This is a genomic window from Nocardia sp. NPDC056564 (assembly GCF_042793755.1).
Classification (GTDB): Bacteria; Actinomycetota; Actinomycetes; order Mycobacteriales; family Mycobacteriaceae; genus Nocardia.
Genome location: NZ_JBHTUR010000013.1, coordinates 98,728 through 114,143 on the forward strand (window position 1 = coordinate 98,728; position 15,416 = coordinate 114,143).

14 protein-coding genes are annotated in these 15,416 nt (G+C 70.3%); 9 read left to right on the forward strand and 5 right to left on the reverse strand.

Annotation, left to right across the window (positions count from 1 at the left end):
- Nucleotides 1-21: 21 nt before the first annotated feature.
- The 5 genes from ACFQ9K_RS28675 to ACFQ9K_RS28695 all read right to left on the reverse strand — a co-directional run bounded on the left by ACFQ9K_RS28675 (nucleotide 22) and on the right by ACFQ9K_RS28695 (nucleotide 5,161).
- Nucleotides 22-1,245, reverse strand: coding sequence for a glycosyltransferase (locus ACFQ9K_RS28675; protein ID WP_378983823.1), 1,224 nt, complete (start codon nucleotides 1,243-1,245; stop codon nucleotides 22-24).
- Nucleotides 1,218-1,964, reverse strand: coding sequence for an LppM family (lipo)protein (locus ACFQ9K_RS28680; RefSeq protein ID WP_378726368.1), 747 nt, complete (start codon nucleotides 1,962-1,964; stop codon nucleotides 1,218-1,220). The genes ACFQ9K_RS28675 and ACFQ9K_RS28680 overlap by 28 nt, the downstream gene beginning before the upstream one ends.
- A gap of 96 nt (nucleotides 1,965-2,060) precedes the next feature.
- Nucleotides 2,061-2,849, reverse strand: coding sequence for a carotenoid biosynthesis protein (locus ACFQ9K_RS28685; protein ID WP_378726370.1), 789 nt, complete (start codon nucleotides 2,847-2,849; stop codon nucleotides 2,061-2,063).
- 103 nt (nucleotides 2,850-2,952) lie between these two features.
- On the reverse strand, nucleotides 2,953-4,515 hold the full coding sequence (locus ACFQ9K_RS28690) for a phytoene desaturase family protein (protein WP_378726360.1): 1,563 nt from the start codon (nucleotides 4,513-4,515) through the stop codon (nucleotides 2,953-2,955).
- A gap of 34 nt (nucleotides 4,516-4,549) precedes the next feature.
- The gene (locus ACFQ9K_RS28695; RefSeq protein WP_378726362.1) at nucleotides 4,550-5,161 is read right to left on the reverse strand and encodes a GNAT family N-acetyltransferase; all 612 of its coding nucleotides are present in this window, start codon (nucleotides 5,159-5,161) and stop codon (nucleotides 4,550-4,552) included.
- Nucleotides 5,162-5,304: 143 nt separating this feature from the next.
- Between ACFQ9K_RS28695 and ACFQ9K_RS28700 the strand changes: the two genes are divergently transcribed.
- The 9 genes from ACFQ9K_RS28700 to mraY all read left to right on the forward strand — a co-directional run bounded on the left by ACFQ9K_RS28700 (nucleotide 5,305) and on the right by mraY (nucleotide 15,416).
- Nucleotides 5,305-5,745, forward strand: a complete 441-nt coding sequence (locus tag ACFQ9K_RS28700; protein WP_378726364.1) for an SAV_6107 family HEPN domain-containing protein — start codon at nucleotides 5,305-5,307, stop codon at nucleotides 5,743-5,745.
- A gap of 148 nt (nucleotides 5,746-5,893) precedes the next feature.
- Nucleotides 5,894-6,322, forward strand: coding sequence for a DUF3040 domain-containing protein (locus ACFQ9K_RS28705; protein WP_378726366.1), 429 nt, complete (start codon nucleotides 5,894-5,896; stop codon nucleotides 6,320-6,322).
- Nucleotides 6,323-6,738: 416 nt separating this feature from the next.
- Complete coding sequence (mraZ, locus tag ACFQ9K_RS28710; protein WP_040733463.1) at nucleotides 6,739-7,170, forward strand: division/cell wall cluster transcriptional repressor MraZ; 432 nt, start codon at nucleotides 6,739-6,741, stop codon at nucleotides 7,168-7,170.
- Nucleotides 7,171-7,314: 144 nt separating this feature from the next.
- A complete protein-coding gene (gene rsmH / locus ACFQ9K_RS28715; RefSeq protein WP_378723689.1) occupies nucleotides 7,315-8,343 on the forward strand; it encodes a 16S rRNA (cytosine(1402)-N(4))-methyltransferase RsmH in 1,029 nt (342 codons plus the stop codon).
- An 85-nt stretch (nucleotides 8,344-8,428) separates the two neighbouring features.
- On the forward strand, nucleotides 8,429-9,229 hold the full coding sequence (locus ACFQ9K_RS28720; protein WP_378723687.1) for a hypothetical protein: 801 nt from the start codon (nucleotides 8,429-8,431) through the stop codon (nucleotides 9,227-9,229).
- Nucleotides 9,226-11,118, forward strand: a complete 1,893-nt coding sequence (locus ACFQ9K_RS28725) for a peptidoglycan D,D-transpeptidase FtsI family protein (RefSeq protein ID WP_378723686.1) — start codon at nucleotides 9,226-9,228, stop codon at nucleotides 11,116-11,118. Before ACFQ9K_RS28720 ends, ACFQ9K_RS28725 begins: the two co-directional genes overlap by 4 nt.
- A 127-nt stretch (nucleotides 11,119-11,245) precedes the next feature.
- The gene (locus tag ACFQ9K_RS28730; RefSeq protein WP_378723685.1) at nucleotides 11,246-12,832 is read left to right on the forward strand and encodes a UDP-N-acetylmuramoyl-L-alanyl-D-glutamate--2,6-diaminopimelate ligase; all 1,587 of its coding nucleotides are present in this window, start codon (nucleotides 11,246-11,248) and stop codon (nucleotides 12,830-12,832) included.
- The gene (gene murF / locus ACFQ9K_RS28735; RefSeq protein WP_378723684.1) at nucleotides 12,829-14,343 is read left to right on the forward strand and encodes a UDP-N-acetylmuramoyl-tripeptide--D-alanyl-D-alanine ligase; all 1,515 of its coding nucleotides are present in this window, start codon (nucleotides 12,829-12,831) and stop codon (nucleotides 14,341-14,343) included. The genes ACFQ9K_RS28730 and murF overlap by 4 nt, the downstream gene beginning before the upstream one ends.
- Nucleotides 14,340-15,416, forward strand: a complete 1,077-nt coding sequence (gene mraY / locus ACFQ9K_RS28740) for a phospho-N-acetylmuramoyl-pentapeptide-transferase (RefSeq protein ID WP_150406558.1) — start codon at nucleotides 14,340-14,342, stop codon at nucleotides 15,414-15,416. The genes murF and mraY overlap by 4 nt, the downstream gene beginning before the upstream one ends.

Below are 15,416 nucleotides of genomic sequence, written 5' to 3' on the forward strand. Positions count from 1 at the left end.
TCCGTTGTGCGCGTGCGCTGCTCAGCGCTGCGCGCTGGTCGGAGGGTACGCGGCAGCGCGCCCGCAGGGGTGCCCGACGTCGGAGTCGAGTGCGCGGTCCTTCCAGCGCAATGCGCCGCGTCGCCGAGCGCGTCGGGATCGTGCCCACAGCAGCAGATACGCAGCCACCGAGAACGGGTGAGCCACGGCCGCAAGGACATCGGCGGCGCGAAGCCTGCGAGTTTCGAGCGACCGCGCCAGCAGCCGGCCGGTGACGGCGGCCGCATAGCCGAGCGCACCCGCGCGGCGCACCGCGCCACGGCCCCCTAGAGCCGCCAGCGGCGGCACCCAATAAGCCAGGGCGGCAAGCGTTCCCACGGTCGCACCGCCCGTGCTGGTGCCGCCGTACGCGGACCACAGCCAGCGGGTGTACCCGGCATAGAGCTCGGCTGCGCTCTCGTACATTCGAGTGCTCGCCAGGAGTCCTGCGGCGACCAGCGCGGTGGGCTGCCCTGCGCGGCGCAGGGTCCGGGCGATATCGAGGTCTTCGGTGACGCTGGCGGCCACCGCCGCGTGTCCGCCGACGGCGCGATAGGCGGCGGTGTCGAACACCAGAAATTGGCCGCACGCAACGGAAGTCGAGGGGCGCAGGCTCCGGTTGGCCGGCCGGATCGGGAGCGTCGCCGCCCACGACCAAGCCAGCAACGGCTGCACCAGGGCCTCGGCGAGCGACTCCGCCCGCTGCATCGGCCACGGGGATATCAACGCGACCCGGCGCTTCCGCAATTCGGTGACTGCCGCCGCTATCGCACCGGGCGCCAGGCGCACATCCGCGTCGACGAAGATCAGGACCGGCGCGGCCGCCGCGTCGGCCAATCGCGCACAGGCGGCGGCTTTGCCGGTCCACCCCGGTGGCGGTTCGGTGTCGTTGCGCAACACCGTGATTCGTGGATCGCCGGCGGCCGCGTCCACGGCGGCCGCGAAGGTTTCGTCGCCCGACGCGTCGTCGAGAATCACGACGCTCATCCGCGCGACCCCGCGCTGCGCCCGCAGATCCGCGATCAGCGCGGGCAGCCGGGTGGCTTCGTTCCGGGCCGGTACACAGACCGCGACCGGCTCGATCACGCTGGTCGCGTGATTCGTCAACGGGCGCACCGTGATCCGGTTGTAGAGCGCGATCCCCGCGCCGGCCAGCGAGAGCGCGGCGCCGGCCCGAACCGCGCCCCGCCGAACGGAACTCAGCGGTTCTGCTTGACCGATTTCCACCACCGACTCCAGGAGAGACCGGTGGGCGCGCCCGGCGCGGGCGGGTTGCGGTCCATATAGGCCATGGCCGCGATGATGGCGGCGACGGCGAGGGTGATGCCGCCGACGATGCCGGCCCAGCCCGCGAACGAGCGGGTGTTCGGGTCGGCGTAGCTGACCTCGGCGCGCAGCGTGGAGACGTCGCCGGCGGGCAGCTTCCAGGACACGATGTTGTCGCCCTCGCGGTTGCCGTTGGTCTTGGCCACGCGGGCCGGGAACGCGATGGTGAACTGCACGTCGGAGCCGTGCGGCGGCACGGATTTCAGGTCGACCCGGCCGGTCAGGCTGACCAGGTCGCCGGCCCGCTGGAACTGGAGCTGGAACATGCCCTGGGTCTGCTCGGACAGCTGCCCGAGCTGGCCGACCTCGCCGAACGACATGTCCTCGAAGAACACCTGACTACCGACGTAACCATCCTGCGAGTAGGACTCCACCCGCACCTTCGCGGCGAGCGAGTCCGGCGCCTTCAGCTGCGGGCCCTTGTCATTGGGCTCGGCGGGCACCACCGCGGCGACGATCCGCCCGGAGACGCGGTCGTTGGACGAAACACCCATCGACACCTGCACCCGCAGGCAGCCCGCGAGGACGGGCACCAGCAATGCCGCGAGCAGAACGGCCGCGGCGACACGCACGCCAAGGCGGCGCGTCCGCGGCGACGGTAGTACCGGGGCATCGGGCATCGTGGTGACGGGACTCGGCTGCACGGAGACATCGTGCCAGGCCGTCCGTCCAGATGCCCACGCGACGGGCGGAACGAGGCGCGCGATGTGTCGCGGCTAGTCCGTGGGTTCCGGTCGCGGGCGGGAAAGGCGCAGGTGGCGCAGCAGCGGAAGGCCCAGTACGGCCAGTGCCGCACCGCCGTAGCCCGCCGAGATCGGCAGGCCGAGAAAGACCGCGTGCGCGAGCGCGGAACCGAGCCAGGTCCACAGGAAAACCGCCACCGGCACGGATATCGCGGAACCGGTGTCCAGCCCCGCTGACGCGGGCAGCGCCCGATCCAGGACGGTCAGCGGCGCACCCATGAGCAGCGCCACCGCGAACCAGCCGAGATAGTTGGTGACCGGGATCTCCGCCAGGCCGGGCAGCCCCGAGCCGGTGTCGCACCAGGCCCATTGCCCGTCGGCGACCATCTGCGGGTCGAGGAAGAGGTCCCAGCCGACCGCGCCCAGCGCCGCCAGCCCGATCCGGGACAGCGCGCGGCGGGACAGGAGCCCCGCGACGACCCAGATCGGATACAACCCACCGGTCCAGGCCAGCGGAACCACCAGCGGCACCCCGCTGAGCGCGGGCCCGAGCCGATCGACCGCGTACGCGTAACACCCGAACGGAATGCCCGTCGCGGTCCCGGCGACCTCGGCGGCCAACCCGAGCCCCGACACGATTACCGAAAACCCCGCCGCATAACGAATCCCGCGGGTCGCGGTCGCATGCGCCAGCGCCGTGCCCGCCGACAGCAGCACGACCGCCACCGTGACCCGGTCCCGCGCAGCACCGGACGTCAGCGGATAGGCGATCTGCACCAGCACCAGCGCCACCGCCAACCCGACCGGCACACCCTGACGCACTGTCGCATGTGCGCCACTCACCGCCGCACGCCTCCTGATTTCCCGCACCGAAAATCGCATGCGAATTTCGGTGCGGGAAATCGAAAGTGGTGCGGGGGCGGGGTCATCGCCTGCGCAGCAACGGGAGTCGGCGGCGGAGGTCGCGGAGGGCCAGGGTGGCGGCGCTGCGGCCGCTGGCACCGGAGACGCCGCCGCCGGGATGGGTGGACGCGCCGGTCAGGTAGAGCCCGGGGGCGCCGGGCACGCGCTGGCCGGACAGCTCCGGCAGCGGCCGCCACAGCATCATCTGGTCCAGCGACATGTCCACGTGCATCACATTGCCGCCCAGCAGCCCCAGCTCGCGCTCCAGATCGACCGGTGTCTGCACGAACCGGCGCAGCACCGAATCGGCGAAACCCGGTGCGTAGGAGTCGACTTCGGCGATGATGCGATCGGCCTCCGGTTCGGCGTGCGCGGCCCACTCGCTGCCGTCGGCCAGCCGATACGGATGCCACTGCGCCCACAGCGAGAGCTGATGCTCACCCGGCGGCGCGATGCTCGGGTCCAGCGCGCTGAAACTCATGGCCAGCACGACCGGCCGCGGCGGCAGGTCGCCGGCCGACGCGGCCCCGTGCGCGAGCCGGAGCTGCCGCCGGTCGGACACGAGAAACTGGAGGCCGCGCGCGGATTCGCCGAGCGAGCTGCCGGGATAACTCGGCAGCGAGCGAGTCGCCACCCGCACCACCATGCCGATCCCGGGCCCGACCCGGATCCGCCGCCGCCAGTCGTCCAGCACGGCGGCGTCGAATCCGCCCGCGCCCAACAGATCCAGCGTGGTCAGCACGTGCGCGCCCGCGATAACGGTGTCGGCGTGCAGGTTTCGCCCCGACGCGGTGCGCACCCGCCAGCCGTCCCCGGCGCGCCGCAGTTCGGTCACCGCGTCGCCCGCCGTCACGACCCCGCCGTCGGAACGCAGCCGCCGCACCAGCGCCGCGGACAGCGCGCCGCTCCCGCCGACCGCGCGGCCGGGTGGCAGCGTGTGCATCAACGCGGCGAACCCCACCATCGGCGCGGTGCCCGGCTCGGACATCGGGGGACCGGACTGCGCGCCGAACCAGGCCAGCGACGCCTTGAGTCGTTCGTCCTGAAAGTGCGTGTCCAGCAACGCGTCCCCGGACTGCAAGAACTCCCGCGACAGCGCGCTCCCGCCGTCCTTCGCGTCCAGCCCCCAGAACGAGCGCAGCAGCCGTCCCGGCGTCGGCCCGCCGCCGAACGCGCGCATCACCCTGGCGCTGCGCGGGCCCCACACCTCGACGAACCGCCGGTACGCGTCGGCATCCCGCTCGCCACAGGCGGCCGCGATCGACGCGCAGGTCGCATCCAGGTCGCGATGGAACACCAGTGCTGCGCGGCCATCGGAGCCCGGCGTGAAACCCCAAGGGTCGCAATCGATATACCGCAGCCCGAAGCGGTCGAGTTCGAGCTCCTCGATGATCCCGGTGTGCCGCACCATGATGTGCGCCGACGACCCGCGGTCGACCAGATGCCCGGGAAACCGCTCGACCGTCGACACCGCCCCGCCGAGCACCTCGTCGCGCTCGAGCACCTCCACCGCGTGCCCGGCCCGCGCGAGATAACAGGCGGCGACCAGCGCGTTGTGCCCCGAGCCGACGACAACGACCGTCACGTGACCCTCACGCCGGTACCCCGAAGGCTCGGCGTCACAGCGGCAGCCGCCGTCCGAGGATGGCGAACGGCCGATTGTCGCCCGTGAACACGAAATTCCGTACCACGTCGGTGAATTCCTGCCGCCGGTACAGCCGCCAGGCCCGGTTGTCCTCGCCGGCCACCTCCGGGGTGGACAGCAGCACCGCCTGCTCCGGCCGGTCGCGCAGCAGTCGTTCGAGCAGCGTGCTGCCGATGCCGAGCCCCTGCGCCGACGGGTGCACGTGCAGCTCGGTCAGCTCGAAATAGTCCGAAAGCAGTTCGCGCGTCGAATGTTCCGGCCAGCCGGAGCGGCGCATCCCGCTGTGCACCTGCTGATGCCACCACTGGTGCGCGGCGCCGCGATAGCCGTAGGCGATCGCCACGATCGGCGCGGAGCGGAGGTCGACGTGCCCCGAATCGTCGGGCACCACCGCGGCGACGGCCTGCCAGCCGGGGCGGGTGGTGTGCTCGGTCCACATCGGTGCGCGATGGTGTTCGGTGCCGCGCGGATAGTCCATCGCCGCGACATACACTGCCAGCGCATCGTGCAGCCGGGAGCGCAGTGCCGCGACGGAGAGGTCGACTACGACAGGTGCGGGGGTGTGATTTGGCTTGACGGCGGTCATGGCTCTCGTCGGGTCCACTGCGGGCGCGGAAGTTTGTCGGTGGGTGTCTCTATATTCAAACTCAATTCAAACGTTCGAATGCCTGTTCGATCACACCAAGGCGGTGTTGACCACAGGTACGCGATGGCGGAGGGACTGGCGAGATGTCTGGTCGAGTCGAGTATCCGGGACAGCCGGGCCGGGCGGGCAAGCTGCTGCAACGGGCCGACGGCCTGCTCATGCAGGCGGCGGGGGAGCGGGACCCGCGCGAGCGCTTCCGCGCCGCGTACATCGCCGCCCTGCGCGGGGCCGGCGCGGTCATCGCGCTCACCGGCGCGGACAACGCGCCGCGGGCGCGTTCGCGCAACGCGTGGGTGCTGATGCAGTCCGCCGCGCCCGAGTTCGTCATGTGGTCCGATTACTTCAGCGCGCGGTCGGAGACCAGGGCCGCGCTGGAGGCCGGGCTCGATCGCGACATCGACGATGACGAGGCCGACGAGTTCTATTCGCGGGTAGGAGCATTCCTGCACGACGTCGAAGATCTCCTTAGCGCATCGGCTCGGTTGCGCCCCGCACCGGGGTGGACAAACGGCATGACCGGATAGTGACCGGCGGCACGCCCACATAGTTATGGGCGACTAGGTGGTACGGCCCTGATCGAACTCGTATCATTGGTGTCAGATAGCCGCCAAGGTCGGCTATCAGGTCGCCTACCCGGAGGCGACAGCCACGCCTAGTGCCGGGGGAGGTACCGTGCCACTCTCCGAGCACGAGCAGCGCATGCTCGAACAGATCGAGAGCGCGCTCTATGCTGAGGATCCGAAGTTCGCGTCGTCCGTCCGCGGCGGGCGCCTTCGCTCGACCTCGAGTCGTCGCAGACTCCAGGCCGCGGCCTTGTTCGTCCTTGGTCTGTTCCTACTCGTCGCCGGCATCGCCGCTCCGGTGAAGCCCGGCGGCTTCCCGATCATCAGTCTGGTCGGATTCATCGTCATGTTCGCGGCCGGCGTACTGCTGCTGGTCGGCACGTCCAAGGGCATGGCGAAGGGTGACCGGGCCGGCGGCGACGCCACGCCCGGCGGTCCGAGCGGTGGAACGGCCGGACAACGTGGGCGCCAACGTAAGTCCGGTGGTTTCTCCGAACGTATGGAGGACCGATTCCGGCGACGGTTCGAGCAGGATTAGCCCGCTCGTAGCCTGATATCTACAGACAGACGGCGACGCCGCACCGATCCGGTGCGGCGTCGCCGTCTCGCGTGCGGATGACCGCGGACCGTCGATGATCTCCGCGCGGGTCGCGCGGCACTTGCTCCACATCTCCCCACAAGATCCCCCACTTCCCCCCAATCCACGGGCGGGCAACCTCGCACCTGGGCGTTTGCTGGGTGTTTCCGGGCCTTTGTCCATGCGGACTGTGCGTGTCGGCAGAACACGCAAAAAGTTCTCCACCATGGTGATAGCTGGGATGACCTGCGGAATCGTCTGAGCCGGGAGCCAGATCACCGGCAGTTTCGATTGAAAGTGGGGGAAAGTGGGGTAATGTGGAGCGCGCACTACCGGAAAGGCCGACCATCGAGGTGATCGACTAGGGAGGTATCGAGTTGTTTCTCGGTACCTACACACCTCGGCTGGACGACAAGGGGCGACTCACGTTGCCTGCGAAATTTCGAGACGATCTGGCGGGAGGGTTGATGGTCACGAAGGGTCAGGACCACAGCCTTGCCGTGTATCCCAAGGAAGAGTTCACCGCGCTCGCCCGGCGAGCCGCGGCGGCATCTCGAAGTAACCCGCAGGCTCGCGCGTTCGTCCGGGCTCTAGCGGCCGGTACGGATGAACAACGTCCGGACGCACAGGGCCGGATCGTGTTGTCTGCCGAACATCGGCGCTACGCAAACCTGCAACGGGATTGCGTGGTCACCGGCTCGGTCGACTTCCTCGAAATATGGGACAAGCAGGCGTGGGACTCCTACCTCGCCGAGCACGAGGAGGACTTCTCGCAAGCGAGAGACGAGTCGCTGGGCGGAATCTTCTAGCCCCGAGCGAACGAGTGCCGCGCGGCCTCTGCCCGGACGCGGACCCTGACGTACTTCCCCGACGCCAGGTGCCGAGGTTCGGTCAGAGACCACGGGGCATTCGTCTCCGGCAACGGTTTCTTATGTACAGCATTCTCTCCGAATATGGCGACCCGTCCGCGGTGCGCGACGAAGCGAGGCAGATCCCGGGAGGTCGAGGTGAACCGTGAGCAGGACGGCCCCCGCCATGTTCCTGTTCTGCTCGGGCGAGCCGACGCGTTGCTCGGACCCGCGCTCACCGAATCCGGCGCCGTCTATCTCGACGCGACCCTCGGTCTCGGCGGACACGCTGAACATTTCCTGCGCACCTATCCCGGCCTCCGGCTCGTCGGTCTCGATCGCGACACCGCCGCGCTGAAGCTGGCCACCGAGCGGCTCGCGCCGTTCGCGGATCGAATCACCCTGGTGCACACCCGATACGACGGGATCGCCGAGGCGCTCGCGCAAGCCGGGTTGACCGCCGAGGGCTCGGTCTCCGGCATCCTGATGGACCTCGGCGTGTCCTCGATGCAGCTCGACGAGGCCGATCGCGGCTTCGCCTACTCCGTCGACGCGCCGCTGGACATGCGGATGGATCCGACCACCGGACCCACCGCCGCCGACGTGCTCAATACCTACAGCCACGGCGACCTGGCCCGGGTGCTGAAAAACTATGGCGAGGAACGCTTCGCGGGCCGGATCGCGTCGGAGGTGCTGCGCCGGCGCCAGCAGAAGCCGTTCACCACCAGCGCCGAGCTGGTGGAACTGCTATATGCCGCGATACCCGCGGCGACCAGGCGGACCGGCGGGCATCCGGCCAAGCGCACGTTCCAGGCGCTGCGGGTGGAGGTCAACCGGGAGCTCGATTCGCTGCGCGCGGCCTTGCCCGCGGCGCTCGACGCGCTGCGGATCGGCGGCCGGATCGTCGTCATGTCGTATCAGTCACTCGAGGACAAGGTGGTCAAGCAGGAGTTCGCGCCGCGCGCGGCCTCCCGCACCCCCGTCGACCTACCGGTCGAATTGCCCGGCATGGGACCGGAATTCCGGATGCTGACCCGTGGCGCGGAGAAGGCGACCGAGGAGGAGATAGCGGAAAACCCGCGGGCCGCACCGGTAAGGATGCGGGCCGCGGAGCGAATTCAGGAGGTCGGATGAGAGATGAGCTCGTCCGGCGGACCGGGTGCGGGGCCTGGACAAGGGAGGCCGGATGTCCCGCACAGACTCACGAGGGGACGGCAGTATGAGCATTCGAACGCGGACCGTCGAGGCGCCAGGACGGATCGCCCGCCGGGTCCACGAATCCGAGCGGGTGAAGTCGGGCGCCGCGCAACGGGCCTACGCCCGGCGCCGGACTCGCGCCGAAACTCGTTCGGACACAGCCGATCTGCTGCCCCGGCAGGGGTCGGTGATGGCCGCGCGGATTCCGTTCGTGGCGGCGATCATCGCGCTGCTCGGCTGCGGTCTCGCGCTCACGCTGCTGCTCACCACGCGCGCCGCGGAGGACAGCTACCAGCTCGGCGACATCCGCGCGACCAACAAGCGGCTCGCCGATGAGCGGGCCGCGCTGCAACGTGAGGTGGAGTCCGCGGATTCCGCGCCCGACCTGGCCGCTCGCGCACGGGAACTGGGCATGATTCCGGCCAAGGACCCGGCCCGCATCGTGGTCGCCCCGGACGGCACCGTCACCGTGATCGGCAAGCCGACGCCGGCCGACGGCCCCCCGGTGCCGCCGCTGAACATCTCGCCCACCGCCCCGCCCAACCCGCAGGCGGGCAACGCGCAGGCCCGCGGCGAACGCGTCATGCCGGTGACGACCACGCCGCCGCCCCCGCCCGCCCTGCCGCCCGCGCCGGGGACCGCCGCCCAGGTGAACGCGGCCCAGGCCAGCCCGGTTCCGGTCAGCCCGGTCCCGCCGGTGCCCGCCGCACCGGCCGAGGTCATCCCGCCGCAGGCCGAAACCCCGCGCCCGCCTGCGGAACTCGCCCAGGGGCAGCCGGAAACCCCACAGCCACAAGCACTTCCCGACGGAGGCCAGCGGTGACTCAGACCAGGCCCGCCCCGCGCCGGCGACGCGAGCCTGGTCCGAGCAAGTCGGCCCGGCCGCGTTCCGCGCCGCCGAAGAAGGACCGGCCGCTACGCAGGCGACTCGGCGCCGGGCGGATCATCATGCTGATCGCGCTCGGCGTCGTCGCGTTGCAGCTGCTGTGGATTCAGACCATCGGCGCGCCGAACCTGTCCGCGCAGGCGGCAACGCAGCGCACGCAGCACGAGCCCGACTACGCGGTGCGCGGGCCGATCACCGATCGCAACGGCAAGGCGCTCGCGTACACCATCGCCGCGAAGCAGCTGACTTTCCAGCCGATCGTGGTCCGTAAGCAACTTGCCGACGCCAAGGCCAAGAACCCCAAAGCACCCGACCCGGACGAGCGGCTGAAGGCCATCGCCAAGAGCGTGCACGACAAGCTCGGCAAGGCCGGCCCCGCGGAGGCGGACCTGCTCGCCAAGCTGCGCGGCGACGAGACGTTCGTGTATCTGGCTCGCGGCGTCGATCCGCGGATCGCCGCGGATATCCGCACCCAGTATCCCGAGGTCGGCGCGGATTCCCAGTACCCGAGGGAACATCCGGGCGGATCGCTGGCCGCGAACATCCTCGGCACCACCGGCTGGGACGGGCACGGTCAGATCGGCCTCGAGTCCTCGCTGGACTCGGTCCTGGCGGGCACCGACGGTTCGCACACCTACGACCGCGGCTCGGACGGCGCGGTCATTCCCGGCAGCTCGCGGGACAAGCAGGACGCGGTCAACGGCCACGGCGTCGAGCTGACCGTGGACTCGGACCTGCAGTATTACGTGCAGCAGCAGGTGCAGCAGGCCAAGGAGATGTCCGGCGCCAACTCGGCCTCGGCGGTCGTGCTCGACGCCAAGACCGGGCAGGTGCTGTCGATGGCCAACGACAACACGTTCAATCCGCAACTGGGCCCGCAGACGTGGGCGAGCGCGGAGATGAGCAACCCGTCGGTGTCGAACGTGTTCGAGCCGGGATCGGTGAACAAGATCATCACCGCGGCCGCCGCGATCGAGTACGGACTGACCAATCCCGATGAGGTGCACCAGGTTCCGGGCGAGATCCGGATGGCGGGGGTGACCGTGCACGACGCGTGGACGCACGGGGTGGCGCCGTACACCACCACCGGCATCTTCGGCAAGTCCTCCAACGTGGGCACGCTGATGCTGGCCCAGCGCGTCGGTGAGGATCGATTCGCCGACATGGTGAACCGCTTCGGCCTCGGCCAGCGCACCGGGGTCGGCCTGCCCGGCGAGAGCGGCGGCGTGGTGCCCGCCCGGGATCAGTGGTCGGGCGGCACCTTCGCCAATCTCCCCATCGGTCAGGGCCTTTCGATGACCACGCTGCAGATGACCGGCATGTACCAGGCCATCGCCAACGACGGCGTGCGCATCCCGCCCCGGATCATCAAGGCCAAGATCGCGCCGGACGGCGCCCGCACCGACGAGGTGCAGCCGGACGGTGTGCGGGTGGTGAGCCCGCAGACCGCGGCGACGTTGCGCACCATGTTCCAGTCGGTGGTCCAGCGTGACCCGATGAACGCCAACCAGAACGGCACCGGCGGGCCCGCCGCGATCGAGGGCTATCAGATCGCGGGCAAGACCGGCACCGCGCAGAAGGTCGATCCCAACTGCGGTTGCTACTCGACCTCGTCGTTCTACATCACCTTCGCCGGCATCGCCCCGGCCGATAATCCGCGCTACGTCATCGGCCTGATGCTGGACAACCCCATCCGCAGCGCCGACGGCAGCGGCGGTCAGTCGGCCGCGCCGCTGTTCCACAACATCGCCTCCTGGGCGTTGCAGCGCGACCGCATCCCGCCGTCGCCGGAACCGTCCAAGCGATTCGTGCTCCAGGCCGACTGAACTCGTGCGGTGTCGGACATACCGCGCGTGCGGGGCGAGGTGTTCGGTAGGTGCGTTGCCGGGCCGTGACCGGTCGTCGGTAACCTGACTCGTCGTCCCAGTCCCGCCCGTATCAGAGAGGAGCAATGTGCCTGCGCAGCCCAGCCAGCACGCGCTCCGGCCCGCTCATCCGCCGGCCACCGCGCTGACCACCGTGCTGGCGTCGACCGGCGCCGAGGCGATCGGTCCCGCCCGGGCGGAGATCCAGGTCACCGGCATCGAGCAGCGGTCGCAGGCCGTGCGGCCCGGAGATCTGTTCGCCGCCTTACCCGGCGCGCAGGCGCACGGCGCCCGGTTCGCGCGCGACGCGGTCGAACGCGGCGCGGTCGCGGTGTTCACCGACGCGGCGGGCGCCGAGCTGGCCGGTGAGCTGCCGGTGCCGGTGCTGGTCCGGGAGAATCCGCGCGCGGTGCTCGGCGAGTTGTCGGCCCTGATCTACGGCAATCCGTGTGAGCGGCTGCGCATCGTCGGCATCACCGGCACCTCGGGCAAGACGACGACCTCCTATCTGGTGGAAGCGGGCCTGGCCGCCGCCGGGCTGTCCACCGCGCTGATCGGCACGATCGAGACCCGGATCGGCGGCAGGCGGGTACCGAGCGCGCTGACCACGCCGGAGGCGCCGCAGCTGCACGCGATGTTCGCGCTGATGGTCGAGCAGGGTGTGGACGCCGTGGTGATGGAGGTGTCCAGTCACGCGTTGGCGCTCGGCCGGGTGGACGGTGTGCGCTTCGCGGTCGGCGCCTTCACCAACCTGTCACAGGATCATCTGGACTTCCACGCCGACTTCGAGGACTACTTCGCCGCCAAGCGCAAGCTGTTCGAGCCGACCTCGCCGATCGCCGCTCGGACCGCGGTGATCTGCGTCGACGACGAGTGGGGCAGGCGCCTCGCGGACCGGCTGGACGCGCCGATCACGGTGTCCACCACCGGAACCGGCGATTGGGCACTGGACGGCGCGATCACCGCGCACGGGGGCGAGCAGGAATTCACCGCGGCCGGACCGGACGGCGATATCGCTGTGCGACTGCGTCTTCCGGGGCGCTACAACGTGGCCAACGGGCTGCTCGCGGTCGCGGTGTGCGCGGCCGCCGGGGTCGAGGCGTCGGTCGCCGCGCCCGCGCTGGTCACCGTCGACGTGCCCGGCCGGATGCAGCGGGTGGAGCGCGGACAGAACTTCCTCGCCATCGTCGACTACGCACACAAGCCGGCCGCGCTGGAATCGGTGATCGCCACGCTGCGTGGACATCTCGCGGCGGACGCGCCGGAATCGCCAGGACGGCTCGCCGTGGTGGTCGGGGCCGGTGGCGACCGGGACGCGGGTAAACGCCCGCTGATGGGCGCGGTGGCGGCCCGCGGCGCCGACCTGGTGATCATCACCGACGACAATCCACGCAGCGAGGACCCGGCCGACATCCGGGCCGCGCTGCGCACCGGCGCGCTGGCCGAGGCCGAACGCGGCGAGGTGCGCGAACTCGGCGACCGCGCCGAAGCCATTGCGGCGGCGGTGAATTGGGCTCAGCCCGGCGACGTGGTACTGGTTGCGGGCAAGGGGCACGAGGCCGGGCAGGAGATCCGGGGTGTGAAGCACCCCTTCGACGACCGCGATGTGCTCGCGGCGGCACTGGACAAGCGAAGTCCGCACCACGCGGACGCGGAGGACTTGACGGTTTCATGATCGAGATGACACTGCGGGAGATCGCGGACGTAGTCGGCGGCACGCTGCACGACGTCCCCGACCCGGCGGCGCGGGTCACCGGTTCGGTCGAATTCGATTCGCGCCGAATCGGTTCCGGCGATCTGTTCCTGGCCCTGCCGGGCACGAGGGCGGACGGGCACGACTGGGCCGCGGCGGCGGTCGCGGCCGGCGCGGTCGCGGTGCTCGCGGCCCGCCCGGTGGGGGTGCCCGCCATCGTCGTCGAACCGAACCCGGGCTCGGTGCCGTCGAGTTCGGTTGCGCTGGCCGGTGATTCGGACGGATCCGGGGCCGCGGTGCTCGCCGCGCTCGCCGACCTGGCCCGCGCCAGCGTGCAACGGCTCACGGCGGCAGGCACGCTCACCGTGATCGGGGTGACCGGCTCGTCCGGCAAGACCTCGACCAAGGACCTGCTCGCGGCGGTGCTCGCGCCGCTCGGCACCGTGGTCGCGCCGCCCGGCTCGTTCAACAGCGAGCTCGGCCATCCGTGGACCGCGTTGCGCGCCAACGCCGATACCCGCTTCCTGGTGCTGGAGATGTCCGCGCGCGGCCCCGGCCATATCGCGGCGGCCGCCGAGGTGACCCCGCCGACCATCGGCGTGGTGCTCAATGTCGGCACCGCGCATCTCGGCGAGTTCGGCAGCCGGGAGGCGATCGCCAAGACCAAAGGTGAACTGGTGCAGGCCCTTCCGCCGTCCGGGCTGGCCGTGCTGAACGCCGACGACCAGCAGGTCGCCGCGATGGCGGCGCGCACCACCGCCCGGGTGGTGACCGTCGGCCACTCCGAGGGCGCCGATCTGCGGGCGACCGACGTCCGGCTCGACGACGCGGCGCGCGCGGGCTTCACCCTGCATACGCCGGTGGGCAGCATCGCGATTCAGCTTGCGGTGCACGGCGAACACCAGGTCGGCAACGCGCTGTCCGCGGCGGCGGTCGCCCTGGAGTGCGGCGCCGACCTCGACACCATCGCGCGGTCACTGTCCGGCGCGCGCGCCGCGTCCGCCCGCCGGATGGACGTGCAGACCACCCCGGCCGGGGTGACCGTGGTCAACGACTCCTACAACGCCAACCCGGACTCGGTGCGCGCCGCGCTCAAGGCCCTGGTCACCATGTCGCGGGCGGGCGAAACGCCGCGGCGCAGCTGGGCGGTGCTCGGCGAAATGGGTGAGCTGGGGGAAGAATCCGTGATCGAACACGACCGGATCGGCCGGCTGGCGGTACGGCTGGACGTGCACCGGCTGATCGTGGTCGGCACCGGAAGGCCGTCCCGGGCGATGCACCAGGGAGCGGTGATGGAAGGCTCATGGGGTGCGGAGTCGATCCTCGTGCCCGACATCGGCGCGGCCATCGCGTTGCTCGACGACGAAGTCGAGGCGGGTGATGTGGTGCTGGTCAAGGCGTCGAAGTCGGTAGGCCTCTGGGAGGTCGCCGAACACTTGATCAAATCGGAGCCATCCAGCGGACGTACGGGAAGCACGGAGGCAGTTGAGTGAGACAGATTCTATTCGCGGCCGCGATCGCGCTGGCCGTATCGATTCTGCTGACCCCGCTGCTGATCAAGATGTTCGCCAAGCAGGGCTTCGGCCAGGAGATCCGGGTCGACGGCCCGGCCAGTCACCAGGCCAAGCGCGGCACCCCCACCATGGGCGGCGTCGCCATCATCATCGGCATGTGGGCCGGTTATCTGGGCTCGCACCTGATCGGCATCGGCTACCGGGCGGACGGCCCGTCGGCCTCCGGCCTGCTGGTACTCGGCCTGGCCACCGCGCTCGGCGGCGTCGGCTTCGTCGACGACTTCATCAAGATCCGCAAGCAGCGCAACCTCGGCCTGACCGCCGCGGGCAAATACCTCGGACAGTTGACCGCCGCAGTCGTTTTCGGCGTGCTGGCGTTGCAGTTCCGCGGCGCGAGCGGGCTGACCCCGGCCAGCAGGCATCTGTCCTACGTGCGCGACATCAGCACGGTGACCATGGGCGTCGTCGTGTTCCTGGTCTTCGTCTGCCTGGTCGTGGTCGCCTGGTCCAACGCGGTGAACCTCACCGACGGCCTGGACGGGCTCGCGGCCGGCTCGATGAGCCTGGTGCTCGGCGGCTACGTGGTCATCACGTTCTGGCAGTACTACCACGCCTGCGAGATCAAGGCCGAGGTCGGCTGCTACAACGTGCGCGACCCGCTGGACCTGGCGCTGGTCTGCGCCGCGGGCGCCGCGGCGTGCGTGGGCTTCCTGTGGTGGAACGCCGCGCCCGCCAAGATCTTCATGGGTGACACCGGCTCGCTGGCGCTCGGCGGCATGCTGGCCGGATTGTCCATCACCACACGAACCGAGCTGCTGATGATCGTCATCGGCGCGCTGTTCGTCGCCGAAACCCTGTCGGTGGTGTTGCAGGTGGCGGTGTACCGCACCACGCGCAACCGGCTGTTCAAGATGGCGCCGTTCCATCATCACTTCGAACTCAGCAAGTGGGCCGAGACTACGGTGATCATCAGGTTCTGGCTCTTGGCCGCGATGGCTTCCGCCGTCGGGCTCGGCTTGTTCTACAGCGAATATCTCTCTGCGGTCGGGTGA

Coding starts and splice junctions, on each gene's coding strand:
- ACFQ9K_RS28680 (WP_378726368.1), bottom strand. CDS start 1,964: ATGCCCGATGCCCCGGTACTACCGTCGCCGCGGACGCGCCGCCTTGGC.
- ACFQ9K_RS28695 (WP_378726362.1), bottom strand. CDS start 5,161: ATGACCGCCGTCAAGCCAAATCACACCCCCGCACCTGTCGTAGTCGAC.
- ACFQ9K_RS28700 (WP_378726364.1), top strand. CDS start 5,305: ATGTCTGGTCGAGTCGAGTATCCGGGACAGCCGGGCCGGGCGGGCAAG.
- rsmH (WP_378723689.1), top strand. CDS start 7,315: ATGGCGACCCGTCCGCGGTGCGCGACGAAGCGAGGCAGATCCCGGGAG.
- ACFQ9K_RS28720 (WP_378723687.1), top strand. CDS start 8,429: ATGAGCATTCGAACGCGGACCGTCGAGGCGCCAGGACGGATCGCCCGC.
- murF (WP_378723684.1), top strand. CDS start 12,829: ATGATCGAGATGACACTGCGGGAGATCGCGGACGTAGTCGGCGGCACG.